Annotated in this window: 42 protein-coding genes; 36 read left to right on the forward strand and 6 right to left on the reverse strand. The window is 50.6% G+C overall.

Annotation, left to right across the window (positions count from 1 at the left end; all coding sequences use genetic code 11):
• Positions 1-4: 4 nt before the first annotated feature.
• The 29 genes from rplD (at position 5) to IAE27_RS17655 (ending at position 13,898) form a co-directional block, all read left to right on the forward strand.
• On the forward strand, positions 5-610 hold the full coding sequence (gene rplD / locus IAE27_RS17515) for a 50S ribosomal protein L4 (protein ID WP_003031119.1): 606 nt from the start codon (positions 5-7) through the stop codon (positions 608-610).
• Positions 607-909, forward strand: a complete 303-nt coding sequence (rplW, locus tag IAE27_RS17520; RefSeq protein WP_000617546.1) for a 50S ribosomal protein L23 — start codon at positions 607-609, stop codon at positions 907-909. Before rplD ends, rplW begins: the two co-directional genes overlap by 4 nt.
• A gap of 17 nt (positions 910-926) precedes the next feature.
• Positions 927-1,748 (forward strand): 50S ribosomal protein L2, encoded by an 822-nt coding sequence (gene rplB / locus IAE27_RS17525; RefSeq protein ID WP_000301869.1) that lies wholly within the window; start codon positions 927-929, stop codon positions 1,746-1,748.
• Positions 1,749-1,764: 16 nt separating this feature from the next.
• Positions 1,765-2,043 (forward strand): 30S ribosomal protein S19, encoded by a 279-nt coding sequence (gene rpsS, locus IAE27_RS17530; protein WP_001138115.1) that lies wholly within the window; start codon positions 1,765-1,767, stop codon positions 2,041-2,043.
• Between the two features lie 14 nt (positions 2,044-2,057).
• A complete protein-coding gene (rplV, locus tag IAE27_RS17535; protein WP_002919773.1) occupies positions 2,058-2,390 on the forward strand; it encodes a 50S ribosomal protein L22 in 333 nt (110 codons plus the stop codon).
• Between the two features lie 17 nt (positions 2,391-2,407).
• Positions 2,408-3,106 (forward strand): 30S ribosomal protein S3, encoded by a 699-nt coding sequence (gene rpsC / locus IAE27_RS17540; protein WP_004106350.1) that lies wholly within the window; start codon positions 2,408-2,410, stop codon positions 3,104-3,106.
• Between the two features lie 12 nt (positions 3,107-3,118).
• Positions 3,119-3,529: a 50S ribosomal protein L16 gene (gene rplP, locus IAE27_RS17545; protein ID WP_002919759.1), complete on the forward strand. Its 411-nt coding sequence runs from the start codon at positions 3,119-3,121 to the stop codon at positions 3,527-3,529.
• On the forward strand, positions 3,529-3,720 hold the full coding sequence (rpmC, locus tag IAE27_RS17550; protein WP_002919754.1) for a 50S ribosomal protein L29: 192 nt from the start codon (positions 3,529-3,531) through the stop codon (positions 3,718-3,720). Before rplP ends, rpmC begins: the two co-directional genes overlap by 1 nt.
• Positions 3,720-3,974 carry a 30S ribosomal protein S17 gene (gene rpsQ / locus IAE27_RS17555; protein WP_004106347.1) on the forward strand — a complete coding sequence of 85 codons (255 nt, stop codon included), beginning with the start codon at positions 3,720-3,722 and terminating at the stop codon, positions 3,972-3,974. The genes rpmC and rpsQ overlap by 1 nt, the downstream gene beginning before the upstream one ends.
• A 165-nt stretch (positions 3,975-4,139) precedes the next feature.
• Positions 4,140-4,511: a 50S ribosomal protein L14 gene (gene rplN / locus IAE27_RS17560; RefSeq protein ID WP_000613954.1), complete on the forward strand. Its 372-nt coding sequence runs from the start codon at positions 4,140-4,142 to the stop codon at positions 4,509-4,511.
• Between the two features lie 10 nt (positions 4,512-4,521).
• Entirely contained in the window at positions 4,522-4,836 is a 315-nt protein-coding gene (gene rplX / locus IAE27_RS17565) for a 50S ribosomal protein L24 (RefSeq protein WP_004106345.1), read from the forward strand.
• A gap of 14 nt (positions 4,837-4,850) precedes the next feature.
• Positions 4,851-5,390, forward strand: a complete 540-nt coding sequence (gene rplE, locus IAE27_RS17570) for a 50S ribosomal protein L5 (RefSeq protein WP_001096202.1) — start codon at positions 4,851-4,853, stop codon at positions 5,388-5,390.
• Between the two features lie 14 nt (positions 5,391-5,404).
• On the forward strand, positions 5,405-5,710 hold the full coding sequence (rpsN, locus tag IAE27_RS17575; protein ID WP_002919667.1) for a 30S ribosomal protein S14: 306 nt from the start codon (positions 5,405-5,407) through the stop codon (positions 5,708-5,710).
• 33 nt (positions 5,711-5,743) lie between these two features.
• Entirely contained in the window at positions 5,744-6,136 is a 393-nt protein-coding gene (rpsH, locus tag IAE27_RS17580; protein WP_004106343.1) for a 30S ribosomal protein S8, read from the forward strand.
• Positions 6,137-6,148: 12 nt separating this feature from the next.
• Positions 6,149-6,682, forward strand: coding sequence for a 50S ribosomal protein L6 (gene rplF, locus IAE27_RS17585; protein ID WP_004106341.1), 534 nt, complete (start codon positions 6,149-6,151; stop codon positions 6,680-6,682).
• Between the two features lie 9 nt (positions 6,683-6,691).
• Positions 6,692-7,045: a 50S ribosomal protein L18 gene (gene rplR, locus IAE27_RS17590; protein ID WP_000358960.1), complete on the forward strand. Its 354-nt coding sequence runs from the start codon at positions 6,692-6,694 to the stop codon at positions 7,043-7,045.
• Positions 7,046-7,059: 14 nt separating this feature from the next.
• Entirely contained in the window at positions 7,060-7,563 is a 504-nt protein-coding gene (rpsE, locus tag IAE27_RS17595) for a 30S ribosomal protein S5 (RefSeq protein WP_004106339.1), read from the forward strand.
• A gap of 3 nt (positions 7,564-7,566) precedes the next feature.
• Positions 7,567-7,746 carry a 50S ribosomal protein L30 gene (rpmD, locus tag IAE27_RS17600; protein WP_001140434.1) on the forward strand — a complete coding sequence of 60 codons (180 nt, stop codon included), beginning with the start codon at positions 7,567-7,569 and terminating at the stop codon, positions 7,744-7,746.
• Between the two features lie 3 nt (positions 7,747-7,749).
• Positions 7,750-8,184 (forward strand): 50S ribosomal protein L15, encoded by a 435-nt coding sequence (gene rplO, locus IAE27_RS17605; protein WP_004106336.1) that lies wholly within the window; start codon positions 7,750-7,752, stop codon positions 8,182-8,184.
• Positions 8,185-8,191: 7 nt separating this feature from the next.
• Positions 8,192-9,523 carry a preprotein translocase subunit SecY gene (secY, locus tag IAE27_RS17610; protein WP_004106334.1) on the forward strand — a complete coding sequence of 444 codons (1,332 nt, stop codon included), beginning with the start codon at positions 8,192-8,194 and terminating at the stop codon, positions 9,521-9,523.
• 31 nt (positions 9,524-9,554) lie between these two features.
• Complete coding sequence (rpmJ, locus tag IAE27_RS17615) at positions 9,555-9,671, forward strand: 50S ribosomal protein L36 (protein ID WP_000868187.1); 117 nt, start codon at positions 9,555-9,557, stop codon at positions 9,669-9,671.
• Positions 9,672-9,817: 146 nt separating this feature from the next.
• Positions 9,818-10,174, forward strand: coding sequence for a 30S ribosomal protein S13 (rpsM, locus tag IAE27_RS17620; protein ID WP_004106333.1), 357 nt, complete (start codon positions 9,818-9,820; stop codon positions 10,172-10,174).
• 16 nt (positions 10,175-10,190) lie between these two features.
• Positions 10,191-10,580, forward strand: a complete 390-nt coding sequence (gene rpsK, locus IAE27_RS17625; RefSeq protein WP_004138423.1) for a 30S ribosomal protein S11 — start codon at positions 10,191-10,193, stop codon at positions 10,578-10,580.
• A gap of 33 nt (positions 10,581-10,613) precedes the next feature.
• Entirely contained in the window at positions 10,614-11,234 is a 621-nt protein-coding gene (gene rpsD / locus IAE27_RS17630; protein ID WP_004106330.1) for a 30S ribosomal protein S4, read from the forward strand.
• A gap of 25 nt (positions 11,235-11,259) precedes the next feature.
• Positions 11,260-12,249 carry a DNA-directed RNA polymerase subunit alpha gene (locus IAE27_RS17635; RefSeq protein WP_002919219.1) on the forward strand — a complete coding sequence of 330 codons (990 nt, stop codon included), beginning with the start codon at positions 11,260-11,262 and terminating at the stop codon, positions 12,247-12,249.
• Positions 12,250-12,289: 40 nt separating this feature from the next.
• Positions 12,290-12,676, forward strand: coding sequence for a 50S ribosomal protein L17 (gene rplQ, locus IAE27_RS17640; RefSeq protein ID WP_004106324.1), 387 nt, complete (start codon positions 12,290-12,292; stop codon positions 12,674-12,676).
• Between the two features lie 106 nt (positions 12,677-12,782).
• The gene (locus IAE27_RS17645) at positions 12,783-13,151 is read left to right on the forward strand and encodes a DUF1992 domain-containing protein (protein ID WP_070555152.1); all 369 of its coding nucleotides are present in this window, start codon (positions 12,783-12,785) and stop codon (positions 13,149-13,151) included.
• 2 nt (positions 13,152-13,153) lie between these two features.
• The gene (gene zntR / locus IAE27_RS17650) at positions 13,154-13,579 is read left to right on the forward strand and encodes a Zn(2+)-responsive transcriptional regulator (protein ID WP_004115947.1); all 426 of its coding nucleotides are present in this window, start codon (positions 13,154-13,156) and stop codon (positions 13,577-13,579) included.
• Between the two features lie 58 nt (positions 13,580-13,637).
• Positions 13,638-13,898, forward strand: a complete 261-nt coding sequence (locus IAE27_RS17655; protein WP_083307702.1) for an alternative ribosome-rescue factor A — start codon at positions 13,638-13,640, stop codon at positions 13,896-13,898.
• On the opposite strand, the gene mscL is transcribed toward IAE27_RS17655, so the two are convergent.
• The 5 genes from mscL to def form a co-directional block, all read right to left on the reverse strand.
• A complete protein-coding gene (gene mscL, locus IAE27_RS17660; RefSeq protein ID WP_004106310.1) occupies positions 13,852-14,265 on the reverse strand; it encodes a large-conductance mechanosensitive channel protein MscL in 414 nt (137 codons plus the stop codon). The genes IAE27_RS17655 and mscL overlap by 47 nt on opposite strands.
• Positions 14,266-14,405: 140 nt before the next feature.
• The gene (gene trkA / locus IAE27_RS17665; protein WP_004106309.1) at positions 14,406-15,782 is read right to left on the reverse strand and encodes a Trk system potassium transporter TrkA; all 1,377 of its coding nucleotides are present in this window, start codon (positions 15,780-15,782) and stop codon (positions 14,406-14,408) included.
• A 21-nt stretch (positions 15,783-15,803) separates the two neighbouring features.
• Positions 15,804-17,093: a 16S rRNA (cytosine(967)-C(5))-methyltransferase RsmB gene (gene rsmB / locus IAE27_RS17670; RefSeq protein ID WP_070555155.1), complete on the reverse strand. Its 1,290-nt coding sequence runs from the start codon at positions 17,091-17,093 to the stop codon at positions 15,804-15,806.
• A gap of 52 nt (positions 17,094-17,145) precedes the next feature.
• The gene (gene fmt / locus IAE27_RS17675) at positions 17,146-18,093 is read right to left on the reverse strand and encodes a methionyl-tRNA formyltransferase (RefSeq protein WP_126488141.1); all 948 of its coding nucleotides are present in this window, start codon (positions 18,091-18,093) and stop codon (positions 17,146-17,148) included.
• A 14-nt stretch (positions 18,094-18,107) separates the two neighbouring features.
• The gene (gene def, locus IAE27_RS17680; RefSeq protein ID WP_004106306.1) at positions 18,108-18,617 is read right to left on the reverse strand and encodes a peptide deformylase; all 510 of its coding nucleotides are present in this window, start codon (positions 18,615-18,617) and stop codon (positions 18,108-18,110) included.
• 129 nt (positions 18,618-18,746) lie between these two features.
• Between def and dprA the strand changes: the two genes are divergently transcribed.
• From dprA to IAE27_RS17710, 6 genes are read left to right on the forward strand one after another with little or no spacing between them, the layout of a single operon-like run.
• Positions 18,747-19,871 (forward strand): DNA-protecting protein DprA, encoded by a 1,125-nt coding sequence (gene dprA / locus IAE27_RS17685; protein ID WP_154022674.1) that lies wholly within the window; start codon positions 18,747-18,749, stop codon positions 19,869-19,871.
• Positions 19,843-20,316, forward strand: coding sequence for a DUF494 family protein Smg (gene smg, locus IAE27_RS17690; RefSeq protein WP_070555143.1), 474 nt, complete (start codon positions 19,843-19,845; stop codon positions 20,314-20,316). The genes dprA and smg overlap by 29 nt, the downstream gene beginning before the upstream one ends.
• A 27-nt stretch (positions 20,317-20,343) precedes the next feature.
• On the forward strand, positions 20,344-20,886 hold the full coding sequence (locus IAE27_RS17695) for a type I DNA topoisomerase (RefSeq protein ID WP_004106296.1): 543 nt from the start codon (positions 20,344-20,346) through the stop codon (positions 20,884-20,886).
• A gap of 4 nt (positions 20,887-20,890) precedes the next feature.
• Positions 20,891-21,463, forward strand: a complete 573-nt coding sequence (tsaC, locus tag IAE27_RS17700) for an L-threonylcarbamoyladenylate synthase type 1 TsaC (RefSeq protein WP_023329047.1) — start codon at positions 20,891-20,893, stop codon at positions 21,461-21,463.
• 3 nt (positions 21,464-21,466) lie between these two features.
• Complete coding sequence (gene aroE / locus IAE27_RS17705; RefSeq protein WP_004106292.1) at positions 21,467-22,285, forward strand: shikimate dehydrogenase; 819 nt, start codon at positions 21,467-21,469, stop codon at positions 22,283-22,285.
• Positions 22,282-22,539: a DUF1488 domain-containing protein gene (locus tag IAE27_RS17710; RefSeq protein WP_070555135.1), complete on the forward strand. Its 258-nt coding sequence runs from the start codon at positions 22,282-22,284 to the stop codon at positions 22,537-22,539. The genes aroE and IAE27_RS17710 overlap by 4 nt, the downstream gene beginning before the upstream one ends.
• On the opposite strand, the gene IAE27_RS17715 is transcribed toward IAE27_RS17710, so the two are convergent.
• Positions 22,515-23,069: a gamma carbonic anhydrase family protein gene (locus IAE27_RS17715; protein WP_115239155.1), complete on the reverse strand. Its 555-nt coding sequence runs from the start codon at positions 23,067-23,069 to the stop codon at positions 22,515-22,517. The genes IAE27_RS17710 and IAE27_RS17715 overlap by 25 nt on opposite strands.
• 69 nt (positions 23,070-23,138) lie before the next feature.
• Between IAE27_RS17715 and IAE27_RS29620 the strand changes: the two genes are divergently transcribed.
• On the forward strand, positions 23,139-23,321 hold a 183-nt coding region (locus tag IAE27_RS29620; RefSeq protein ID WP_227685276.1), incomplete at its 3' end, for a hypothetical protein.

Consider the following 23,321-nt stretch of genomic DNA (forward strand, 5'->3'; position numbering starts at 1 on the left):
AGCAATGGAATTAGTATTGAAAGACGCGCAGAGCGCGCTGACTGTTTCCGAAACTACCTTCGGTCGTGATTTCAACGAAGCGCTGGTTCACCAGGTTGTAGTTGCTTATGCAGCTGGTGCTCGTCAGGGTACTCGTGCTCAGAAGACTCGTGCTGAAGTAACTGGTTCAGGCAAAAAGCCGTGGCGCCAGAAAGGTACCGGCCGTGCGCGTTCAGGTTCTATCAAGAGCCCGATCTGGCGTTCAGGTGGCGTGACCTTCGCTGCTCGTCCGCAGGACCACAGTCAAAAAGTTAACAAAAAGATGTACCGCGGCGCGCTGAAAAGCATTCTGTCCGAACTGGTACGTCAGGATCGTCTGATCGTTGTCGAATCTTTCTCTGTAGAAGCGCCTAAAACTAAGCTGCTGGCACAGAAACTGAAAGACATGGCTCTGGAAGATGTGCTGATCATCACCGGTGAGCTGGACGAGAACCTGTTCCTTGCTGCGCGCAACCTGCACAAGGTTGACGTACGTGATGCAACTGGTATCGACCCGGTTAGCCTGATCGCCTTCGACAAAGTCGTAATGACTGCTGATGCTGTTAAGCAAGTTGAGGAGATGCTGGCATGATTCGTGAAGAACGTCTGCTGAAGGTGCTGCGCGCACCGCACGTTTCTGAAAAAGCGTCTACTGCGATGGAAAAAACTAACACCATCGTTCTCAAAGTTGCTAAAGACGCGACCAAAGCAGAGATCAAAGCTGCTGTGCAGAAACTGTTTGAAGTCGAAGTCGAAGTCGTTAACACCCTGGTTGTTAAAGGGAAAGTTAAACGTCACGGACAGCGTATCGGTCGTCGTAGCGACTGGAAAAAAGCTTACGTCACCCTGAAGGAAGGCCAGAATCTGGACTTCGTCGGCGGCGCTGAGTAAGTCGGAGGAGTAATACAATGGCAGTTGTTAAATGTAAACCGACATCTCCGGGTCGTCGCCACGTTGTTAAAGTGGTCAACCCAGAGCTGCACAAGGGCAAACCTTTTGCTCCGCTGGTTGAAAAAAACAGCAAATCCGGTGGTCGTAACAACAATGGCCGTATCACCACTCGTCATATCGGTGGTGGTCACAAACAGGCCTACCGTATTGTTGACTTCAAACGCAACAAAGATGGTATCCCGGCAGTTGTTGAACGTCTTGAGTACGATCCGAACCGCTCCGCGAACATCGCGCTGGTTCTGTACAAAGACGGTGAGCGCCGTTACATTCTGGCCCCTAAAGGCCTGAAAGCTGGCGACCAGATTCAGTCTGGCGTTGATGCTGCAATCAAAGCAGGCAACACCCTGCCGATGCGCAATATCCCGGTTGGTTCTACCGTTCATAACGTAGAAATGAAACCAGGTAAAGGCGGTCAGCTGGCTCGTTCCGCTGGTACTTACGTTCAGATCGTTGCTCGCGATGGTGCTTATGTCACCCTGCGTCTGCGTTCTGGTGAAATGCGTAAAGTCGAAGCAGACTGCCGCGCTACTCTGGGCGAAGTTGGCAATGCTGAGCATATGCTGCGCGTTCTGGGTAAAGCAGGTGCTGCACGCTGGCGTGGCGTTCGTCCTACCGTTCGCGGTACTGCGATGAACCCAGTCGACCACCCACATGGTGGTGGTGAAGGTCGTAACTTTGGTAAGCACCCGGTAACTCCGTGGGGCGTTCAGACCAAAGGTAAGAAGACCCGCAGCAACAAGCGTACTGATAAATTCATCGTACGTCGCCGTAGCAAATAATTTTAGAGGATAAGCCATGCCACGTTCTCTCAAGAAAGGTCCTTTTATTGACCTGCACTTGCTGAAGAAGGTAGAGAAAGCGGTGGAAAGCGGAGACAAGAAGCCCCTGCGCACTTGGTCCCGTCGTTCAACGATCTTTCCTAACATGATCGGTTTGACCATCGCTGTCCATAATGGTCGTCAGCACGTTCCAGTTTTTGTTTCCGACGAAATGGTTGGTCACAAACTGGGTGAATTCGCACCGACTCGTACTTATCGCGGCCACGCTGCTGATAAAAAAGCGAAGAAGAAATAAGGTAGGAGGAAGAGATGGAAACTTTAGCTCAACATCGCCATGCTCGTTCTTCTGCTCAGAAGGTACGCCTTGTTGCTGACCTGATTCGCGGTAAGAAAGTGTCGCAGGCCCTGGATATTCTGACCTACACCAACAAGAAAGCTGCTGTACTGGTCAAGAAGGTACTGGAATCTGCCATTGCTAACGCTGAACACAACGATGGCGCTGACATTGATGATCTGAAAGTTGCGAAAATTTTCGTAGACGAAGGCCCGAGCATGAAGCGCATTATGCCGCGTGCTAAAGGTCGTGCAGATCGCATCCTGAAGCGCACCAGCCACATTACTGTGGTTGTGTCCGATCGCTGAGACTCTGGAGACTAGCAATGGGTCAGAAAGTACATCCTAATGGTATTCGCCTGGGTATTGTAAAACCATGGAACTCTACCTGGTTTGCGAACACCAAAGAATTCGCTGACAACCTGGACAGCGATTTTAAAGTACGTCAGTACCTGACTAAGGAACTGGCGAAAGCGTCTGTATCTCGCATCGTTATCGAGCGTCCGGCTAAGAGCATTCGTGTGACCATTCACACCGCTCGCCCGGGTATCGTTATCGGTAAGAAAGGCGAAGACGTAGAAAAACTGCGCAAGGTCGTCGCGGATCTCGCTGGCGTGCCTGCACAGATCAATATTGCCGAAGTTCGTAAGCCTGAACTGGACGCTAAATTGGTTGCTGACAGCATCACTTCTCAGCTGGAACGTCGCGTTATGTTCCGTCGTGCTATGAAGCGTGCTGTACAGAACGCAATGCGTCTGGGCGCTAAAGGTATCAAAGTTGAAGTTAGCGGCCGTCTGGGCGGCGCGGAAATCGCACGTACTGAATGGTACCGTGAAGGTCGCGTACCGCTGCACACTCTGCGTGCTGACATCGACTACAACACCTCTGAAGCGCACACCACTTACGGTGTAATCGGCGTTAAGGTATGGATCTTCAAAGGTGAGATCCTGGGTGGTATGGCTGCTGTTGAACAACCGGAACCGGCTGCTCAACCTAAAAAGCAGCAGCGTAAAGGCCGTAAATAAGGAGCGTCGCTGATGTTACAACCAAAGCGTACAAAATTCCGTAAAGTGCACAAAGGCCGCAACCGTGGTCTGGCGCAGGGTACGGATGTTAGCTTCGGCACTTTCGGTCTGAAAGCTGTTGGCCGTGGTCGTCTGACTGCACGTCAGATCGAAGCAGCACGTCGTGCTATGACCCGTGCAGTTAAGCGTCAAGGTAAGATCTGGATCCGTGTATTCCCGGACAAACCGATCACCGAGAAGCCGCTGGAAGTTCGTATGGGTAAAGGTAAAGGTAACGTGGAGTACTGGGTTGCCTTGATTCAGCCGGGTAAAGTCCTTTATGAAATGGACGGCGTACCGGAAGAGCTGGCCCGTGAAGCATTCGGCCTGGCAGCAGCGAAACTGCCGATCAAAACCACCTTTGTAACTAAGACGGTGATGTAATGAAAGCAAAAGAGCTGCGTGAAAAAAGCGTTGAAGAGCTGAACGCTGAGCTGCTGAACCTGCTGCGTGAGCAGTTCAACCTGCGTATGCAGGCTGCAAGTGGCCAGCTGCAACAGACTCATCTGCTGAAGCAAGTGCGTCGTGATGTTGCACGCGTTAAGACTTTACTGACTCAGAAGGCGGGTGCGTAATGACCGATAAAATCCGTACTCTGCAAGGTCGCGTGGTTAGCGACAAAATGGAGAAATCCATTGTTGTTGCTATCGAACGTATGGTGAAACACCCGGTATACGGCAAATTCATCAAGCGTACGACCAAACTGCACGTACATGACGAGAACAACGAATGCGGTATCGGTGACGTGGTTGAAATCCGCGAATGCCGTCCGCTGTCCAAGACTAAGTCCTGGACGCTGGTTCGCGTTGTAGAGAAAGCGGTTCTGTAATACAGTACGCATTCTCGATACGGATAAACGGCTCAGCGATGAGCCGTTTATTTTTTCTACCCATATCTGATTTGCGGTGTTATAATGCCGCGCCCTCGATATGGGGCTTTTTTAACGACCCTACTTTTGGGTCTCAGTAGTAGTTGACATTAGCGGAGCACTAAAATGATCCAAGAACAGACTATGCTGAACGTCGCCGACAACTCCGGTGCACGTCGCGTAATGTGTATCAAGGTTCTGGGTGGCTCGCACCGTCGCTACGCAGGCGTAGGCGACATCATCAAGATCACCATCAAAGAAGCAATTCCGCGTGGTAAGGTCAAAAAAGGTGATGTGCTGAAGGCGGTAGTGGTGCGCACCAAGAAGGGTGTTCGTCGCCCGGACGGTTCTGTCATTCGCTTCGATGGTAATGCATGCGTTATTTTAAACAATAACAGCGAGCAGCCCATCGGTACGCGTATTTTTGGGCCGGTAACTCGTGAACTTCGTAACGAGAAGTTCATGAAAATTATCTCTCTGGCCCCAGAAGTACTCTAAGGAGCGAATCATGGCAGCGAAAATCCGTCGTGATGACGAAGTTATCGTGTTAACCGGTAAAGATAAAGGTAAACGCGGTAAAGTTAAGAATGTCTTGTCTTCCGGCAAGCTCATTGTTGAAGGTATCAACCTGGTTAAAAAACACCAGAAGCCGGTTCCGGCTCTGAACCAACCAGGCGGCATCGTTGAAAAAGAAGCTGCTATTCAGGTTTCTAACGTTGCAATCTTCAATGCGGCAACCGGCAAGGCTGACCGTGTAGGCTTTAGATTCGAAGACGGCAAAAAAGTCCGTTTCTTCAAGTCTAACAGCGAAACTATCAAGTAATTTGGAGTAGTACGATGGCGAAACTGCATGATTACTACAAAGACGAAGTAGTTAAGAAACTCATGACTGAGTTTAACTACAATTCTGTCATGCAAGTCCCTCGGGTCGAGAAGATCACCCTGAACATGGGTGTTGGTGAAGCGATCGCTGACAAGAAACTGCTGGATAACGCAGCAGCGGATCTGACAGCAATCTCCGGTCAAAAACCGCTGATCACCAAAGCACGCAAATCAGTTGCAGGCTTCAAAATCCGTCAGGGCTATCCGATCGGCTGTAAAGTAACTCTGCGTGGCGAACGCATGTGGGAGTTCTTTGAGCGCCTGATCACTATTGCTGTACCGCGTATCCGTGACTTCCGTGGCTTGTCCGCTAAGTCTTTCGACGGTCGTGGCAACTACAGCATGGGTGTCCGTGAGCAGATCATCTTCCCAGAAATCGACTACGATAAAGTCGACCGCGTTCGTGGTTTGGATATTACCATTACCACTACTGCGAAATCTGATGAAGAAGGCCGCGCTCTGCTGGCTGCCTTTGACTTCCCGTTCCGCAAGTAAGGTAGGGTTACTTAATGGCTAAGCAATCAATGAAAGCACGCGAAGTAAAGCGCGTGGCTTTAGCTGATAAATTCTTCGCTAAACGCGCTGAACTGAAAGCTATCATCTCTGATGTGAACGCAACCGACGAAGATCGTTGGAATGCTGTTCTCAAGCTGCAGACTCTGCCGCGTGATTCCAGCCCGTCTCGTCAGCGTAATCGCTGCCGTCAAACAGGTCGTCCGCATGGTTTCCTGCGGAAGTTCGGGTTGAGCCGTATCAAGGTCCGTGAAGCCGCAATGCGCGGTGAAATCCCGGGTCTGAAAAAGGCTAGCTGGTAATTGTCACCAATTGAATCACGGGAGTAAAGACAGATGAGCATGCAAGATCCGATCGCGGATATGCTGACCCGTATCCGTAACGGTCAGGCCGCGAATAAAGCTGCGGTCACCATGCCTTCCTCCAAGCTGAAAGTGGCAATTGCCAACGTGCTGAAGGAAGAAGGCTTTATTGAAGATTTTAAAGTTGAAGGCGACATCAAGCCGGAACTGGAACTGACTCTTAAGTATTTCCAGGGTAAAGCTGTTGTAGAAAGCATTCAGCGTGTCAGCCGCCCAGGTCTGCGCATCTACAAACGTAAAGATGAGCTGCCGAAAGTTATGGCGGGTCTGGGTATCGCGGTTATTTCTACCTCTAAAGGTGTTATGACTGATCGTGCAGCGCGCCAGGCTGGTCTTGGTGGCGAAATTATCTGCTACGTAGCCTAATCGGAGGAAAAAATGTCTCGTGTTGCTAAAGCACCGGTCGTTGTTCCTGCCGGCGTTGATGTAAAAATCAACGGTCAGGTTATTACGATCAAAGGTAAAAACGGCGAGCTGACTCGTACCCTCAACAATGCTGTTGAAGTTAAACATGCAGATAATGCTCTGACCTTCGGTCCGCGTGATGGTTTCGTGGATGGATGGGCTCAGGCTGGTACCGCGCGTGCCCTGCTGAACTCAATGGTTGTTGGTGTTACCGAAGGCTTCACTAAAAAGCTTCAGCTGGTTGGTGTAGGTTATCGTGCAGCGGTCAAAGGGGATGTAGTAAACCTGGCTTTAGGTTTCTCTCATCCTGTTGAGCATAAACTGCCGGCCGGTATCACTGCAGAATGTCCGACTCAAACTGAAATCGTGCTGAAAGGCGCTGATAAGCAGGTGATCGGTCAGGTTGCAGCAGATCTGCGCGCCTACCGTCGTCCTGAGCCTTATAAAGGTAAGGGTGTTCGTTACGCCGACGAAGTCGTGCGTACCAAAGAGGCTAAGAAGAAGTAAGGTAACACTATGGATAAGAAATCTGCTCGTATCCGTCGTGCGACCCGCGCACGCCGCAAGCTCCAGGAGCTGGGTGCAACTCGCCTGGTGGTACATCGTACCCCGCGTCATATTTACGCACAGGTAATTGCACCGAACGGTTCTGAAGTTCTGGTAGCTGCTTCTACTGTAGAAAAAGCTATCGCTGAACAACTGAAGTACACCGGTAACAAAGACGCGGCTGCAGCTGTGGGTAAAGCTGTCGCTGAACGCGCTCTGGAAAAAGGCATCAAAGATGTATCCTTTGACCGTTCCGGGTTCCAATATCATGGTCGTGTCCAGGCACTGGCAGATGCTGCCCGTGAAGCTGGCCTTCAGTTCTAAGGTAGAGGTGTAAGATGGCTCACATCGAAAAACAAGCTGGCGAACTGCAGGAAAAGCTGATCGCGGTTAACCGCGTATCTAAAACCGTTAAAGGTGGTCGTATTTTCTCCTTCACAGCTCTGACTGTAGTTGGTGACGGTAACGGTCGCGTTGGTTTTGGTTACGGTAAAGCGCGTGAAGTTCCAGCAGCGATCCAGAAAGCGATGGAAAAAGCCCGTCGCAATATGATTAACGTCGCGCTGAACCACGGCACCCTGCAGCACCCGGTTAAAGGTGTTCACACGGGTTCTCGTGTATTCATGCAGCCAGCTTCCGAAGGTACCGGTATCATCGCCGGTGGTGCAATGCGCGCCGTTCTGGAAGTTGCTGGAGTTCATAACGTTCTGGCCAAAGCATATGGTTCCACCAACCCGATCAACGTGGTTCGTGCAACTATTGATGGCCTGGAAAATATGAATTCTCCAGAAATGGTCGCTGCCAAGCGTGGTAAATCCGTTGAAGAAATTCTGGGGAAATAAACCATGGCAAAGACTATTAAAATTACTCAAACCCGCAGTGCAATCGGTCGTCTGCCGAAACACAAGGCAACGCTGCTTGGCCTGGGTCTGCGTCGTATTGGTCACACCGTAGAGCGCGAGGATACTCCTGCTGTTCGTGGTATGGTCAACGCGGTTTCCTTCATGGTTAAAGTTGAGGAGTAAGAGATGCGTTTAAATACTCTGTCTCCGGCCGAAGGCTCTAAAAAGGCGGGTAAACGCCTGGGTCGTGGTATCGGTTCTGGCCTCGGTAAAACCGGTGGTCGTGGTCACAAAGGTCAGAACTCTCGTTCTGGCGGTGGCGTACGTCGCGGTTTCGAAGGTGGTCAGATGCCTCTGTACCGTCGCCTGCCGAAATTCGGCTTCACTTCTCGTAAAGCGATGATCACTGCAGAAGTTCGTCTGTCTGATCTGGCTCACGTAGAAGGCGATGTTATCGACCTGAACACGCTGAAAGCGGCTAACATTATCGGTATCCAGATCGAGTTCGCGAAAGTGATCCTGTCTGGTGAAGTATCTCGTCCGGTAACTGTTCGTGGCCTGCGCGTGACTAAAGGTGCTCGTGCTGCTATCGAAGCTGCTGGCGGTAAAATTGAGGAATAAGTAGCAGATGGCTAAGCAACCGGGATTAGATTTTCAAAGTGCCAAAGGTGGGATTGGCGAACTGAAGCGCAGACTGTTGTTTGTAATCGGTGCGTTGATTGTGTTCCGTATTGGCTCTTTTATTCCGATCCCTGGTATTGATGCCGCTGTACTTGCCAAACTGCTTGAGCAACAGCGAGGCACCATCATTGAAATGTTCAACATGTTCTCTGGTGGTGCTCTCAGCCGTGCTTCAATCTTTGCTCTGGGTATCATGCCGTATATTTCGGCATCGATCATTGTCCAGCTGTTAACGGTTGTTTATCAGCCGTTAGCGGAGCTGAAGAAAGAAGGGGAGTCTGGTCGTCGTAAGATCAGCCAGTACACCCGCTACGGTACTCTGGTGCTGGCGATATTCCAGTCGATCGGTATTGCTACCGGTCTACCGAATATGCCTGGTATGCAGGGCCTGGTAATAAATCCAGGCTTTGCATTCTATTTCACCGCTGTTGTTAGTCTGGTCTCAGGAACGATGTTCCTGATGTGGCTCGGCGAACAGATCACTGAGCGTGGTATCGGTAACGGTATTTCGATCATTATCTTCGCTGGTATCGTTGCGGGACTCCCGCCGGCCATAGCCCATACTATCGAGCAAGCGCGTCAAGGCGACCTGCACTTCCTCCTGTTGCTGTTGGTTGCAGTATTAGTATTTGCAGTGACCTTCTTTGTTGTGTTTGTTGAGCGTGGCCAACGCCGCATTGTGGTAAACTACGCGAAACGTCAACAGGGTCGTCGTGTCTATGCTGCACAGAGCACACATTTACCGCTGAAAGTGAATATGGCAGGGGTCATCCCGGCAATCTTCGCTTCCAGTATTATTCTGTTCCCGGCAACCATTACATCTTGGTTCGGGGGCGGTACTGGTTGGAACTGGCTGACAACAATTTCGCTGTATTTGCAGCCTGGGCAACCGCTTTATGTGTTACTCTATGCGTCTGCAATCATCTTCTTCTGTTTCTTCTACACGGCGTTGGTTTTCAACCCGCGTGAAACAGCAGATAACCTGAAGAAGTCCGGTGCATTTGTACCAGGAATTCGTCCGGGAGAGCAAACGGCGAAGTATATCGATAAAGTAATGACTCGCCTGACTTTGGTCGGTGCGTTATACATCACTTTTATCTGCCTGATCCCGGAGTTCATGCGTGATGCAATGAAAGTACCGTTCTACTTCGGTGGGACCTCACTGCTTATCGTTGTTGTCGTGATTATGGACTTTATGGCTCAAGTGCAAACTCTGATGATGTCAAGTCAGTATGAGTCTGCATTGAAGAAGGCGAATCTGAAAGGCTACGGCCGCTAACAGGTCGCTCGAGAAGTTACGGAGAGTAAAAATGAAAGTTCGTGCTTCCGTCAAGAAATTATGCCGTAACTGCAAAATCGTTAAGCGTGATGGCGTCATCCGCGTGATTTGCAGTGCCGAGCCGAAGCATAAACAGCGCCAAGGCTGATTTATTCGCATATTTTTCTTGCAAAGTTGGGTTGAGCTGGCTAGATTAGCCAGCCAATCTTTTGTATGTCTGTACGTTTCCATTTGAGTATCCTGAAAACGGGCTTTTCAGCATGGTGCGTACATATTAAATAGTAGGAGTGCATAGTGGCCCGTATAGCAGGCATTAACATTCCTGATCACAAACATACCGTAATCGCATTAACTGCCATTTTCGGTATCGGCAAGACCCGCTCTAAAGCCATCTGTGCTGACACGGGTATCGCTGAAAATGTTAAGATCAGTGAGCTGTCTGAAGAACAAATTGAATCCCTGCGTGAAGCGGTAGGTAAATTTGTCGTTGAAGGTGATCTGCGCCGTGAAATCACCCTGAGCATCAAGCGTCTGATGGACCTTGGTTGCTATCGTGGTTTACGCCATCGTCGTGGTCTTCCGGTTCGCGGTCAGCGTACTAAGACCAACGCACGTACCCGTAAGGGTCCGCGTAAACCGATCAAGAAATAATCGGGGTGATTGAATAATGGCAAAGGCACCAGTTCGTGCACGTAAGCGTGTAAGAAAACAAGTCTCTGATGGCGTGGCTCATGTCCATGCTTCTTTTAACAACACCATCGTTACCATTACCGATCGTCAAGGTAACGCGCTGGGTTGGGCAACAGCCGGTGGTTCCGGTTTCCGTGGTTCTCGCAAATCCACTCCGTTCGCAGCTCAGGTTGCAGCAGAGCGTTGCGCTGAAGCCGTAAAAGAATACGGCATCAAGAATCTGGAAGTTATGGTCAAAGGTCCGGGTCCAGGTCGCGAATCTACTATTCGTGCACTGAACGCCGCTGGTTTCCGCATCACTAATATTACTGATGTGACTCCGATCCCTCATAACGGTTGTCGTCCGCCGAAAAAACGTCGCGTTTAACGCGTTCGTTTCTAGGATTGTTGGAGAAAGAAAATGGCAAGATATTTGGGTCCTAAGCTCAAGCTGAGCCGTCGTGAGGGCACAGACCTGTTCCTTAAGTCTGGCGTTCGCGCGATCGATACCAAGTGTAAAATTGAACAAGCTCCTGGCCAGCACGGTGCGCGTAAACCGCGTCTGTCTGACTATGGTGTGCAGTTGCGTGAAAAGCAAAAAGTTCGCCGTATGTACGGTGTGCTGGAGCGTCAGTTCCGTAACTATTATAAAGAAGCAGCGCGTCTGAAAGGCAACACCGGTGAAAACCTGTTGACTCTGCTGGAAGGTCGTCTGGACAACGTTGTATACCGTATGGGCTTCGGCGCGACTCGTGCTGAATCACGTCAGCTGGTTAGCCACAAAGCTATCATGGTAAACGGTCGTGTTGTTAACATCGCTTCTTATCAGGTTAAAGCGAATGACGTTGTCAGCATTCGTGAGAAAGCGAAAAAGCAATCTCGCGTGAAAGCCGCTCTGGAGCTGGCTGAGCAGCGTGAAAAGCCAACCTGGCTGGAAGTTGATGCTGGCAAGATGGAAGGTACGTTCAAGCGTCTGCCGGAACGTTCTGATCTGTCTGCGGACATTAACGAACACCTGATCGTCGAGCTTTACTCCAAGTAAAGCTTAGTACCAAAGAGAGGACACAATGCAGGGTTCTGTGACAGAGTTTCTAAAACCGCGCCTGGTCGATATCGAGCAAGTGAGTTCGACGCACGCCAAGGTGACCCTTGAACCTTTAGAGCGTGGCTTTGGCCATACTCTAGGTAACGCACTGCGCCGTATTCTGCTCTCATCGATGCCGGGTTGCGCGGTGACCGAGGTTGAGATTGATGGTGTACTTCATGAGTACAGCACCAAAGAAGGCGTTCAGGAAGATATCCTTGAAATCCTGCTCAACCTGAAAGGGCTGGCGGTGAGAGTTCAGGGTAAAGATGAAGTCATCCTTACTTTGAACAAATCTGGCATTGGCCCTGTGACCGCAGCCGACATCACCCATGACGGTGATGTCGAAATCGTCAAGCCGCAACATGTGATCTGCCACCTGACCGATGAGAACGCAGCTATTAGCATGCGTATCAAAGTTCAGCGCGGTCGCGGTTATGTGCCGGCTTCTGCCCGAATTCATTCGGAAGAAGATGAGCGCCCAATCGGCCGTCTGCTGGTCGACGCATGCTACAGCCCGGTAGAGCGTATTGCCTACAATGTTGAAGCAGCGCGTGTAGAACAGCGTACCGACCTGGACAAGCTGGTCATCGAAATGGAAACCAACGGCACAATCGATCCTGAAGAGGCGATTCGTCGTGCGGCAACCATCCTGGCAGAACAACTGGAAGCTTTCGTTGACTTACGTGATGTACGTCAGCCGGAAGTGAAAGAAGAGAAACCAGAATTCGATCCGATCCTGCTGCGCCCTGTTGACGATCTCGAATTGACTGTCCGCTCTGCTAACTGCCTCAAGGCAGAAGCTATCCACTATATCGGTGATCTGGTACAGCGTACCGAGGTTGAGTTGCTGAAAACGCCGAACCTGGGTAAAAAATCTCTTACCGAGATTAAAGACGTGCTGGCTTCACGTGGTTTGTCTCTGGGCATGCGCCTGGAAAACTGGCCACCGGCAAGCATTGCTGACGAGTAACCGGATCACAGGTTAAGGTTTTACTGAGAAGGATAAGGTCATGCGCCATCGTAAGAGTGGTCGTCAACTGAACCGCAACAGCAGCCATCGCCAGGCTATGTTCCGTAACATGGCTGGTTCGCTGGTTCGTCATGAAATCATCAAGACGACCCTGCCGAAAGCGAAAGAACTGCGTCGCGTAGTTGAGCCGCTGATTACTCTTGCCAAGACTGATAGCGTTGCTAATCGTCGTCTGGCATTCGCCCGCACTCGTGATAACGAGATCGTGGCAAAACTGTTTAACGAGCTGGGCCCGCGTTTCGCGAGCCGCGCCGGTGGTTACACTCGTATTATGAAGTGTGGCTTCCGTGCAGGCGACAACGCGCCGATGGCATACATCGAGCTGGTTGATCGCTCTGAATCGAAAGCAGAAGCTGCTGCAGAGTAATCTGTAGTATCGTAAAAAAACCCGCTCCGGCGGGTTTTTTTATATCCTCCCTATTCCTGCTTGTTTACAATATCTGCATTCTTTTGTTCATCGCCGGAGCCGTATTATGTGGTTACTGGATCAGTGGGCAGAACGCCATATTCTTGATGCACAGCGCAAAGGTGAATTGGATAATCTTCCGGGAAGTGGCGAACCACTGATTCTGGATGATGATTCACATGTGCCGTCCGAGCTACGCGCAGGTTATCGACTACTCAAGAATGCGGGTTGTTTACCTCCCGAACTTGAAAATCGTAAAGAAGCCGTGATGCTAAATGACTTACTTAAAGGCGTTCAGGAGTGCGATCCCCGCTATGCTGAGCTGAGCCGTCGTCTTGCGCTGCTCGAGTTAAAGCTGCGGCAGGCGGGCTTAAATACTGACTTCCTGCGTGGGGATTACGCTGATAAGTTGCTGCATAAGATTAATGAGGAGTAATCATGTACCGCATAGGTGAACTGGCTAAATTGGCTGACGTTACTCCTGATACTATCCGCTATTATGAAAAACAGCAGATGATGGAGCATAACGTGCGTACGGAAGGTGGATTTCGTCTCTATTCGGATAACGACCTGCAGAGACTGCGTTTTATCCGCTATGCCAGGCAGCTGGGTTTTACGCTGGAATCGATCCGCGAACTTCTCTCGATCCGCATCGATCCGGAACATCATACCTGTCAGGAATCTAAAGGCATCGTGCAGGCTCGTTTGAGTGAAGTGGAATCCCGTATTAAGGAACTCCAGGCTATGCGTCGTTCCTTACAGCGGCTCAATGATGCTTGCTGCGGCACAGCGCACAGCAGTGTCTATTGTTCCATTCTTGAAGCGCTCGAGCAGGGCGCCAGTAACAGAAATACCGGGCGTTGATTTTTTCAGCATTCACGTCTACACTCACGCCGATTTCATTTACCAATCTGGAGATTTTATGAGCCGCTATCAGCACACTAAAGGGCAGATAAAAGATAATGCCATCGAGGCCTTGCTTCATGACCCGTTATTCAGGCAACGAGTGGAAAAGAATAAAAAGGGGAAAGGCAGTTATCAAAGAAAAGCAAAACATGCGGGGCGGGATGGTCGGGAGGCCAGTGGCAAGAAAGTGATTAACTTTTTTACCACTGGCCTTCTGGTTTTAAAGCCTTTTAAGAGCGATTGTTCTGTTCTTTCAACAGGTCACGAATTTCGCTAAGCAGGACTTCTTCTTTAGTCGGAGCAGGTGGTGCTGCCGGCGCCTCTTCTTTTTTCCTGTTCAATTTGTTCATCAGTTTGATTGCCATAAAAATAGCAAAAGCCACGATAATAAAATCGAATACATTCTGGATGAATACGCCATAGTGCATCACGACAGCGGGAATGTCGCCCTGGGCATCTCGCAGTGTTACAGCAAACTGTTTAAAGTCAATTCCGCCGATGAGCAAGCCTAGCGGCGGCATAATAATATCGGCAACCAACGACGATACGATTTTACCAAATGCTGCACCAATGATGACACCGACTGCCAGATCAACCACGTTCCCGCGCATCGCAAATTCGCGAAATTCTTTTAAAAAACTCATTTTATTCTCCTTGAGCCAGCGAACACTGATAAGTTTAACAAATGTATTCCTATTTTCCATTATTAGGAAATAATTGCAGGAAAATATTATCCTTTGATATATAAGGGATAAAAGAAAGGCGTCTTGTCGACGCCTGATAACTACAGAAAGAAAGGGCTTGGCTGGAATAGCCTCTCCACATCAGAGATGAATTTTTTGTCAGTCAGGAACATAACTACATGATCCCCTTGCTCAATGCGCAGATTGTTATTCGCTATCATGACATCATTACCGCGTACAACTGCGCCAATAATTGTTCCTGGCGGAAGTTTAATCTCATCAATCGAACGTCCAACAACCCGTGAAGTGCTTTCGTCTCCGTGCGCCACTGCTTCAATGGCCTCAGCGACGCCGCGGCGCAGCGAGGAAACACCAACAATATCCGCTTTGCGGACATGGCTGAGCAGCGCGGATATGGTTGCCTGCTGCGGTGATATTGCAATGTCGATCACGCTCCCCTGGACAAGATCGACGTAAGCCCGTCGCTGGATCAGTACCATGACTTTTTTGGCGCCCATTCGCTTCGCGAGCATGGCAGACATGATATTGGCTTCATCATCGTTGGTGACAGCGATAAAAAGATCAACTTGATCGATATGTTCTTCAGCCAGTAATTCTTGATCTGAAGCATCGCCGTAGAAGACGATGGTATTCTGCAGCTTTTCTGCAAGCTCTGCGGCTCGCTGTTGATTACGTTCAATGAGTTTGACGCTGTAATCTTTCTCCAGCTTATGGGCGAGCCCGGCGCCAATGTTTCCGCCGCCGACCAGCATGATGCGTTTATAAGGCTTTTCCAGACGCTGAAGCTCGCTCATGACTGCTCGAATGTGCTGCGAAGCGGCGATAAAGAACACCTCATCCCCGGCCTCTACAATTGTTGAGCCCTGGGGTCTGATAGGACGATCGTGGCGGAAAATGGCCGCTACGCGTGTATCAATATGCGGCATATGTTCGCGCATAGTCGAAAGCGCATTTCCCACCAAAGGACCGCCATAATAGGCTTTAACGACCGCCAGGCTGACCTTTCCTTCAGCGAAATTGACAACCTGCAAAGCGCCTGGATACTCGATCAGCCGGTAAATACTATCAATTACCAGCTGCTCAGGTGCGATAAGGTGATCTATAGGAACCGCTTCTGAATGGAAAAGTTTATCGGCATCGCGAACATAATCCGGCGAACGGATGCGAGCAATACGATTTGGTGTATTAAACAGCGAATAGGCAACCTGGCAGGCCACCATATTGGTTTCATCGGAGCTGGTCACCGCAACCAGCATGTCGGCATCATCCGCACCGGCCTCACGTAACACGCGCGGATGCGAGCCATGCCCCTGAACCACCCGGAGATCAAATTTATCCTGAAGACTACGAAGGCGGTCGCCATTCGTGTCGACCAGAGTAATATCGTTGTTCTCTCCGACGAGATTTTCCGCCAGAGTTCCGCCGACCTGTCCTGCGCCCAATATGATAATTTTCATCAGTCGCGACTCGTTATCTCATCACTTTTTGATTAGCTTAGCGTAAAAGAAGCCGTCACCTTCTTCAGCACCAGGCAAATTTTGTTGGCCTGGCAACTCTGGCGTTCCGGTTTCGCTGAGTACCGCATCCGCCGTTCGTTGCAGAAAGGCTTTAATTTGCAGGCTATTCTCCTCTGGTAATACGGAGCACGTCGCGTAAACCAGAGTTCCGCCGGATTTCAGGTGCGGCCATACGGCATCCAGAATTTCCGACTGAAGCTGGGCCAGTTCTGCGATATCGCGATCCCGGCGCAGCCATTTGATATCCGGGTGACGGCGAATAACACCGCTAGCGGAACAAGGCGCATCCAGCAGGATACGATCGAACTGTTGTTCGCCGCACCATTGTGATGGATGGCGTCCATCACCCTGTTTGACGGTTGCCTTCATTCCCAGTCGCTTCAGGTTGTCATAGACGCGGGAGAGCCGCTGCTCGTCAATATCGATGGCGAGAACTTGTGCTTCGGGAGCCGCTTCGAGAATATGCGTGGTTTTACCGCCCGGAGCGGCACAGAGATCCAGAATTTGCTCGCCGTTTTTGGGGGCCAGGAATGTGATGCAACCCTGAGCGGAGGCATCCTGAACGGTAACCCAGCCTTCTTCAAACCCTGGCAGTGCATGGACTGGTACCGGTGTTTCCATGCGTACAGCGTCAGGATAAGCGGAATGCGTAAACCCTGACATACCCGCCTCTTCCAGCAATGCCAGCCAGCTGTCGCGCGTGTGATGGAGACGGTTCACGCGCAACCACATTGGCGGACGCTGGTTGTTCGCATCCACGATGGCTTCCCACCGTGCTGGATACGCTTTCTGCAGGCGTTTTAATAACCAGCCTGGGTGTAAGAAGCGAATGTCGCTACGAGAAAATTCAGACAACAGCTCTTCCTGCTGGCGCTGAAACTGGCGCAATACGCCATTAATCAACCCTTTAAGCTGTGGACGTTTAATAGCGACTGCGCCTTCAACCGTTTCCGCCAGTGCGGCATGCGGCGGGATACGCGTATAGAGCAGTTGATATAAGCCCACCATAATCAGGTAGTGAACGATACGCTGCTTACCCGTCATCGGACGAGACATTAGCTTATTAATCAGCCAGTCTAATTGCGAAAGCGTACGCAGCACGCCAAAGCATAGTTCCTGAAGCAGCGCTTTATCTTTATCGGATACTTTTTGCTGCAGTGAGGGCAGAACGTTGCTTAATGATTGCCCTTGTTCGAGAACCTGTTCAACGGCCTGCGCTGCCAGGCTACGTAAATTGAGTTGTTTTTTCATAAACACAAAAATAAAAATGCCCGGCAACACCGGGCGTATTAAGAAGGGGCCGTCAGACCAGACGGTTGCCAGGAGCGAACCATTCCCGGCGCGAGTTTAAAAGATCCTGGGCGCTCATTGCTTTTTTACCGGCCGGCTGCAGCGAGAGTAGATTCAGAATACCGTCGCTGGTTGCTACCTGAATCCCCTGTTTTGTCGCTTCAATGATGGTCCCCGGTTCGGCAGCTGTGGCCGTATTGATAACCGATGCCTGCCAGACTTTTATCGGCTGGCCATCAATTTCTATCCAGCTCATAGGCCACGGATTAAAGGCGCGAATGCAGCGTTCTAACTGAGCAGCGGAAAGAGACCAGTCGATACGCGCCTCTTCTTTGCTGAGTTTTTGTGCATGGGTAACCAGCGCTTCATCCTGAACGACCGGTTTTGCGGTACCCGCGGCAAGCTGCTTAAGGGTTTCAATAAGCCCTTGCGGCCCCAGGTTAGCCAGTTTGTCATATAACGTTCCGCTGGTATCTTCTGCGGTGATGGGACACGCAAGCTTATACAGCATGTCGCCCGTATCAAGCCCGACATCCATCTGCATGATTGTTACACCGGTCTCGGTATCACCAGCCCAGAGCGAACGTTGAATTGGCGCCGCTCCGCGCCAGCGTGGAAGCAGCGAACCATGAACATTAATGCAGCCAAGGCGCGGCATATCCAGCACCGCTTTCGGCAAAAGCAGACCATAGGCTACGACCACCATGACGTCTGCATGCAGGTCAGAAACTAATTGCTGATTATCCTGCGGGCGTAACGAAGCTGGCTGGAATACCGGTATGCCTTTCTCCTGCGCCAGTACTTTAACCGGGCTGGGCATGAGTTTTTTACCCCGGCCAGCTGGACGGTCTGGTTGTGTAAACACGCCAACGACGTTATGTCCAGAGGAGAGCAGCGCGTCAAGATGACGCGCTGCAAAATCAGGAGTACCCGCGAAAATAATACGTAGTGAATCTGACACGTTAATTCTCGTCCTTAAGCTCGGGCATTCAGGCGGTCAAGTTTCTCAACTTTTTGACGAATGCGTTGTTGCTTGAGCGGAGACAGATAATCGATGAACAGCTTACCAACGAGATGATCCATCTCATGCTGAATACAGATTGCCAGCAGACCGTCAGCTTCCAGTTCAAACGATTTTCCTTCGCGATCGAGCGCGCGGATTTTCACTTTTTCTGCACGCGGCACTAAAGCGCGTTGTTCAGGAATAGAGAGACAGCCCTCTTCAATGCCGGTCTCTCCGCTCTTTTCCAGCAGCTCCGGGTTGATTAATACCAGCTGCTCATCACGATTTTCCGATACATCAATAACGATGATCCGCTGATGGATATCCACCTGCGTTGCGGCAAGACCGATACCTTCTTCAGCGTACATCGTCTCGAACATATCATCGACGATACGCTGAATTTCCGCATTTACTTCTTCAACCGGCTTTGCGACTTTGCGAAGGCGCTCGTCCGGAATATGTAACACTTGCAAAACTGACATAGTTATCCAGAGTTGTGTTCAGGAGTTGGAAAGATTATTACCTCTATTCTAGACAAAACCCCCTGCAATTGACAGTCTCGCTGTCCAATCGCAATGATTGTTAAAGTCGCTTGTGGCAGGGGGATGGGGATGACGCTGAAGGAAATTTGGATACGTTTGATGAGAGTGAGCAGCCTGTATGGCGACAGTGCTGTCAACGTCGCTCGTCAGTTATGTTCATCTCCGACGTTAGATCATGAGAATTTGCGAGCCTGTGGTTTGAATCTGGCGCAATCGAAGCACTTTCTTAGCGTTAACCAATGCGAGATTGATTCCACTCTGCAGTGGCTCGAGCAGCCGAGTTGCTATCTACTCACCGCCGAAGATCCGCTTTACCCACCTCAATTGCGGGCTATCGTGGATTTTCCCGGTGCCCTTTTTGTCTATGGAAATACTTCGCTACTTAGTAGCCGGCAGCTGTCAGTTATCGGAAGTCGAGCGCATTCGTGGTATGGCGCCCGCTGGGGGAAATTATTTAGCGAAGCTTTAGCGGGTTATGGCATTACGATCACTAGCGGTCTGGCTCTTGGCATCGATGGGATCGCCCATCGTGGTGCGCTGGAAGGCAAGGGTAAAACGGTTGCCGTTTTAGGGAACGGGTTACGCGAAATCTATCCTCGTCGCCATCAGGCGCTGGCGGAGCAGATAATTCGCAACGGTGGAGCCGTAATTTCTGAATTTCCACTTTTTACTCCGCCTTTGCCGGGGAATTTTCCCCGGCGTAATCGGATTATCAGCGGCCTGAGCGCCGGTGTGTTAGTTGTTGAGGCCGCACTGAAAAGCGGTTCGCTAGTGACAGTTCGTTATGCTCTGGAGCAGGGAAGGGATGTATTTGCCCTGCCCGGGCCAATTGGCAGTCCTGGCTCGGAAGGACCCCATTGGCTCATTAAGCAGGGAGCGACTCCCGTAACGGCGCCTGAAGACATCATTGAATACTGGCGGGATGAGCTACAGTCCATTGTTCCTGAGCCGGATGGCGCAAATAATTGCGCGAATCTGCCTTCTGTAGCATTGCCATTTCCAGAGCTCCTGGCTAACGTAGGAGATGAGGTAACACCTGTTGACGTTGTCGCTGAACGTGCCGGCCAATCTGTGCCAGTAACCGTAGCCCAGCTACTTGAACTGGAGTTAGCAGGCTGGATCGCAGCTGTACCCGGCGGCTATGTCCGATTAAGGAGGGCAAGCCATGTTCGACGTACTCATGTATCTGTTTGAAACTTACATCCATAACGAAGCAGAAATGCGCGTGGATCAGGACAAGCTGACTCGGGATCTTACCGATGCCGGTTTTGAACGAGAAGATATCTATAACGCCCTGATGTGGCTTGAGAAACTTGCTGATTATCAGGAGGGGCTGGTTGCGCCTATGCAGCTTGCTTCCGACCCTCTCTCCCTACGAGTATATACGGACGAGGAGTGCCTGCGTCTTGATGCGAGTTGCCGGGGGTTCTTACTGTTCCTTGAGCAAATTCAGGTGTTGAACCTCGAAACACGGGAAATGGTGATAGAGCGTGCGCTGGCGCTGGATACGGCGGAGTTCGATCTGGAGGATCTCAAATGGGTGATTCTGATGGTGCTGTTCAATATTCCCGGTTGCGAAAATGCCTACCAGCAAATGGAAGAATTACTCTTTGAAGTAAATGAAGGTATGCTGCATTAACTTTTTTGCTGCGACATTAGAATTGTTATGACCAAAACAGCGCTGTTTTCGGTGCGTAAAAACGAACCCTGCCCGCAGTGTGGGGCTGAACTGGTGATACGCTCCGGGAAGCACGGGCCTTTTCTCGGCTGTTCGCATTATCCTGACTGTGACTATGTCCGTCCCCTTAAAAGCCAGGCGGACGGACATATCGTCAAAGTTCTGGAGGGGCAGACGTGTCCGTCTTGCGGCTCTGTGCTGGTGCTACGGCAGGGACGTTTTGGTATGTTTATCGGGTGTAGTAGCTACCCTGATTGTGAACATACTGAATTGATTGATAAGCCAGATGAAACCGCAATACCCTGCCCGCAATGCGGACAAGGGCATCTGGTGCAGCGCCGTTCACGTTTTGGTAAAAACTTCCATTCCTGCGATCGTTACCCCGATTGCCAGTTCGTCATTAATTTCAAACCAGTAGCGGGCGAGTGCCCCGAGTGTCATTACCCGTTGCTAATCGAAAAGAAAACGGCTCAGGGCGTTAAGCGCTTTTGTGCCAGCAAACAATGTGGAAAGCCGATATCGGCGGAATAAATCTGTGAATAATAACCTGCCCTCCGAAGCCATCGTTCGTGCTGTGGAGCTTCTGAATAATCAACATGTCATCGCCTATCCTACGGAAGCCGTTTTTGGCGTCGGTTGCGATCCCGATAGCGAAAAGGCCGTCATGACTCTGCTTGCCCTTAAACAGCGTCCGGTTGAAAAAGGATTGATCCTGATCGCCGCTAGCTTTGAACAACTCAAGCCATACATTGACGATACGCGGCTTAGTGATGAGCAGCTCGCGGCTATTTTTTCCTGCTGGCCTGGTCCGGTGACGTTTGTCTTCCCCGCCTGTGCTTCAACGCCGCGTTGGTTGACTGGGCGCTTCAATTCATTGGCTGTCAGAGTTACCGATCATCCGCTGGTGGTTGAACTGTGCAAGGCTTACGGTAAGCCGCTGGTTTCAACCAGCGCAAATTTATCGGGCCAGCCACCTTGCCGCACGACCGAGGAAGTTTATACACAGTTTGGCGCTGACTTTCCCGTCATTGATGGGGCAACGGGAGGACGACAAAATCCATCTGAAATTCGTGATGCCTTGACGGGCGAACTCTTCCGCCAGGGATAATTCATGGAAACTTATGCCGTCTTCGGACACCCCATCGCCCATAGTAAATCGCCGTCTATCCATCGGCTTTTTGCACAGCAGCTGCAAATTGCGCATCCCTATGGACGTATTCTGGCTCCGCTCGATGATTTTGTTACCACGCTTGACGCCTTCTTTAATGAGGGTGGCAAGGGCGCTAACATCACAGTACCTTTTAAAGAAGAGGCCTTTGCGCGAGCTGACGAGTTAACCGAACGTGCAGCGCTGGCCGGCGCAGTTAATACGCTTAAACGGCTGGAAGACGGCCGGCTGCTTGGCGACAATACGGATGGCATCGGGCTCTTAAGCGATCTGGAACGGCTTGAGTTTATCAAACCTGGATTCCGGGTATTGCTTATTGGCGCGGGTGGCGCTTCACGTGGGGTATTGCTGCCCCTTTTATCTCTGGATTGCGCCGTTACTATTGTCAATCGTACCTTTTCTCGCGCTCATGAACTGGCTACGCTGTTTGCTCATACTGGCAGCGTCCGTGCTTTGGATATAGAAGCATCAGGCAATGAGGAATTTGATCTCATCATTAATGCGACATCCAGCGGCATTGACGGGGACGTTCCTGCAATTCCTGTGAGTTTAATTAACCCTCATGTCTGCTGCTATGACATGTTTTACCAGAAAGGTAGTACGCCTTTTTTATCCTTATGCCAGCAACACGGTGCGACAAAATGCGCTGATGGGTTAGGAATGCTGGTGGCGCAGGCTGCTCATGCGGTGCTGTTGTGGCACGGCATTCTGCCAGATATAACTCCAGTCATTGCCGCTTTACAGAAGGAGTTGAATGCATGAACCAGTCTATTCAGTTTCCTGACAGGGAAGTGTGGGATGAGGCGCACCAATGTATCGCTTTTCCGGTATTAGTAAACGGTATGCAGCTAACCTGCGCCTTAACGTCATTGGTGCTCAAGATGCGTTTTGGTGGGGAAGAACCTACGCAATGGCTGGCCGCATTTCGTGAACATCGCTGGGATCTGGAAGATGAAGCCCAGGTTCTGATTCTCGACCAGCAGGAAGATGCTCAAGGTTGGATCTGGTTTTCCTGAGTCAGGTAGTCACCCTTCCACTTTACATAGTTATTCGCTGAATATATGAGTCCGGCGATTTCCGCCTCCGTCAGGGGGCGTATCTGCTTTACAGGGTTGCCAAAGTAAAGGTAGCCACTCTCAAGGCGTTTATTCTGTGGTACCAGGCTGCCTGCGCCAATCATTATATCGTCTTCTACAATCACGCCATCCAACAGAATCGAACCCATGCCGACCAGCACACGGTTACCGATGGTGCAGCCGTGTAGCATGACCTTGTGGCCGACAGTGACATCATCGCCAATGATAAGTGGATTGCCTCGCGGGTTTGATGAAGACTTATGAGTAACATGTAAGACACTACCGTCCTGGATGTTAGTTCGAGTGCCTATTTCTACATAATTCACATCACCGCGAATCGCGACCAGCGGCCAGATACTGACATCATCAGCTATTCTGACGTCCCCGATCACTACGCTGCTGACGTCGATCATTACCCGTTGACCCGTTTTCGGGAATAACTCTTTATAGCGACGCAAACTGTTGGTCATAGTTACCTCAATAAAATAAGGGAGTGCAAAGACTTTGGGTGCTTTTGGGGCCTCCTGCAACCCTTTATTGTGGTAAAAATTGAACGAATTGCGCAAGAACGCTGCGAAGAGGCGGAAAAAGCATCACATGAAAAAAAAGATCGAAAAAAGGCTTGTGCAAAAAAATGGGATCCCTATAATGCGCTCCCACTGACACGGAATAACGGCTTACAGCCCGCCGGGTCAGCGGGATTCAGCGATGAATGCCGGCAG

Source organism: Klebsiella sp. S69, from assembly GCF_016516145.1.
GTDB lineage: Bacteria > Pseudomonadota > Gammaproteobacteria > Enterobacterales > Enterobacteriaceae > Klebsiella > Klebsiella oxytoca.

Coding starts and splice junctions, on each gene's coding strand:
- rplO (WP_004106336.1), top strand. CDS start 7,750: ATGCGTTTAAATACTCTGTCTCCGGCCGAAGGCTCTAAAAAGGCGGGT.
- IAE27_RS17645 (WP_070555152.1), top strand. CDS start 12,783: ATGTGGTTACTGGATCAGTGGGCAGAACGCCATATTCTTGATGCACAG.
- dprA (WP_154022674.1), top strand. CDS start 18,747: ATGACGCTGAAGGAAATTTGGATACGTTTGATGAGAGTGAGCAGCCTG.
- IAE27_RS17710 (WP_070555135.1), top strand. CDS start 22,282: ATGAACCAGTCTATTCAGTTTCCTGACAGGGAAGTGTGGGATGAGGCG.
- smg (WP_070555143.1), top strand. CDS start 19,843: ATGTTCGACGTACTCATGTATCTGTTTGAAACTTACATCCATAACGAA.
- rpsK (WP_004138423.1), top strand. CDS start 10,191: ATGGCAAAGGCACCAGTTCGTGCACGTAAGCGTGTAAGAAAACAAGTC.
- rplP (WP_002919759.1), top strand. CDS start 3,119: ATGTTACAACCAAAGCGTACAAAATTCCGTAAAGTGCACAAAGGCCGC.
- rpsD (WP_004106330.1), top strand. CDS start 10,614: ATGGCAAGATATTTGGGTCCTAAGCTCAAGCTGAGCCGTCGTGAGGGC.
- rplR (WP_000358960.1), top strand. CDS start 6,692: ATGGATAAGAAATCTGCTCGTATCCGTCGTGCGACCCGCGCACGCCGC.
- rplE (WP_001096202.1), top strand. CDS start 4,851: ATGGCGAAACTGCATGATTACTACAAAGACGAAGTAGTTAAGAAACTC.
- rpsN (WP_002919667.1), top strand. CDS start 5,405: ATGGCTAAGCAATCAATGAAAGCACGCGAAGTAAAGCGCGTGGCTTTA.
- rpmC (WP_002919754.1), top strand. CDS start 3,529: ATGAAAGCAAAAGAGCTGCGTGAAAAAAGCGTTGAAGAGCTGAACGCT.
- rpmJ (WP_000868187.1), top strand. CDS start 9,555: ATGAAAGTTCGTGCTTCCGTCAAGAAATTATGCCGTAACTGCAAAATC.
- rpsC (WP_004106350.1), top strand. CDS start 2,408: ATGGGTCAGAAAGTACATCCTAATGGTATTCGCCTGGGTATTGTAAAA.
- rplN (WP_000613954.1), top strand. CDS start 4,140: ATGATCCAAGAACAGACTATGCTGAACGTCGCCGACAACTCCGGTGCA.
- aroE (WP_004106292.1), top strand. CDS start 21,467: ATGGAAACTTATGCCGTCTTCGGACACCCCATCGCCCATAGTAAATCG.
- IAE27_RS17655 (WP_083307702.1), top strand. CDS start 13,638: ATGAGCCGCTATCAGCACACTAAAGGGCAGATAAAAGATAATGCCATC.
- rplQ (WP_004106324.1), top strand. CDS start 12,290: ATGCGCCATCGTAAGAGTGGTCGTCAACTGAACCGCAACAGCAGCCAT.
- rpsQ (WP_004106347.1), top strand. CDS start 3,720: ATGACCGATAAAATCCGTACTCTGCAAGGTCGCGTGGTTAGCGACAAA.
- rplV (WP_002919773.1), top strand. CDS start 2,058: ATGGAAACTTTAGCTCAACATCGCCATGCTCGTTCTTCTGCTCAGAAG.
- rplW (WP_000617546.1), top strand. CDS start 607: ATGATTCGTGAAGAACGTCTGCTGAAGGTGCTGCGCGCACCGCACGTT.
- rplD (WP_003031119.1), top strand. CDS start 5: ATGGAATTAGTATTGAAAGACGCGCAGAGCGCGCTGACTGTTTCCGAA.
- IAE27_RS17695 (WP_004106296.1), top strand. CDS start 20,344: ATGACCAAAACAGCGCTGTTTTCGGTGCGTAAAAACGAACCCTGCCCG.
- rsmB (WP_070555155.1), bottom strand. CDS start 17,093: ATGAAAAAACAACTCAATTTACGTAGCCTGGCAGCGCAGGCCGTTGAA.
- rplB (WP_000301869.1), top strand. CDS start 927: ATGGCAGTTGTTAAATGTAAACCGACATCTCCGGGTCGTCGCCACGTT.
- rplX (WP_004106345.1), top strand. CDS start 4,522: ATGGCAGCGAAAATCCGTCGTGATGACGAAGTTATCGTGTTAACCGGT.
- rpsE (WP_004106339.1), top strand. CDS start 7,060: ATGGCTCACATCGAAAAACAAGCTGGCGAACTGCAGGAAAAGCTGATC.
- zntR (WP_004115947.1), top strand. CDS start 13,154: ATGTACCGCATAGGTGAACTGGCTAAATTGGCTGACGTTACTCCTGAT.
- rplF (WP_004106341.1), top strand. CDS start 6,149: ATGTCTCGTGTTGCTAAAGCACCGGTCGTTGTTCCTGCCGGCGTTGAT.
- trkA (WP_004106309.1), bottom strand. CDS start 15,782: ATGAAAATTATCATATTGGGCGCAGGACAGGTCGGCGGAACTCTGGCG.
- IAE27_RS17635 (WP_002919219.1), top strand. CDS start 11,260: ATGCAGGGTTCTGTGACAGAGTTTCTAAAACCGCGCCTGGTCGATATC.
- rpmD (WP_001140434.1), top strand. CDS start 7,567: ATGGCAAAGACTATTAAAATTACTCAAACCCGCAGTGCAATCGGTCGT.
- mscL (WP_004106310.1), bottom strand. CDS start 14,265: ATGAGTTTTTTAAAAGAATTTCGCGAATTTGCGATGCGCGGGAACGTG.
- IAE27_RS17715 (WP_115239155.1), bottom strand. CDS start 23,069: ATGACCAACAGTTTGCGTCGCTATAAAGAGTTATTCCCGAAAACGGGT.
- def (WP_004106306.1), bottom strand. CDS start 18,617: ATGTCAGTTTTGCAAGTGTTACATATTCCGGACGAGCGCCTTCGCAAA.
- rpsH (WP_004106343.1), top strand. CDS start 5,744: ATGAGCATGCAAGATCCGATCGCGGATATGCTGACCCGTATCCGTAAC.
- rpsS (WP_001138115.1), top strand. CDS start 1,765: ATGCCACGTTCTCTCAAGAAAGGTCCTTTTATTGACCTGCACTTGCTG.
- secY (WP_004106334.1), top strand. CDS start 8,192: ATGGCTAAGCAACCGGGATTAGATTTTCAAAGTGCCAAAGGTGGGATT.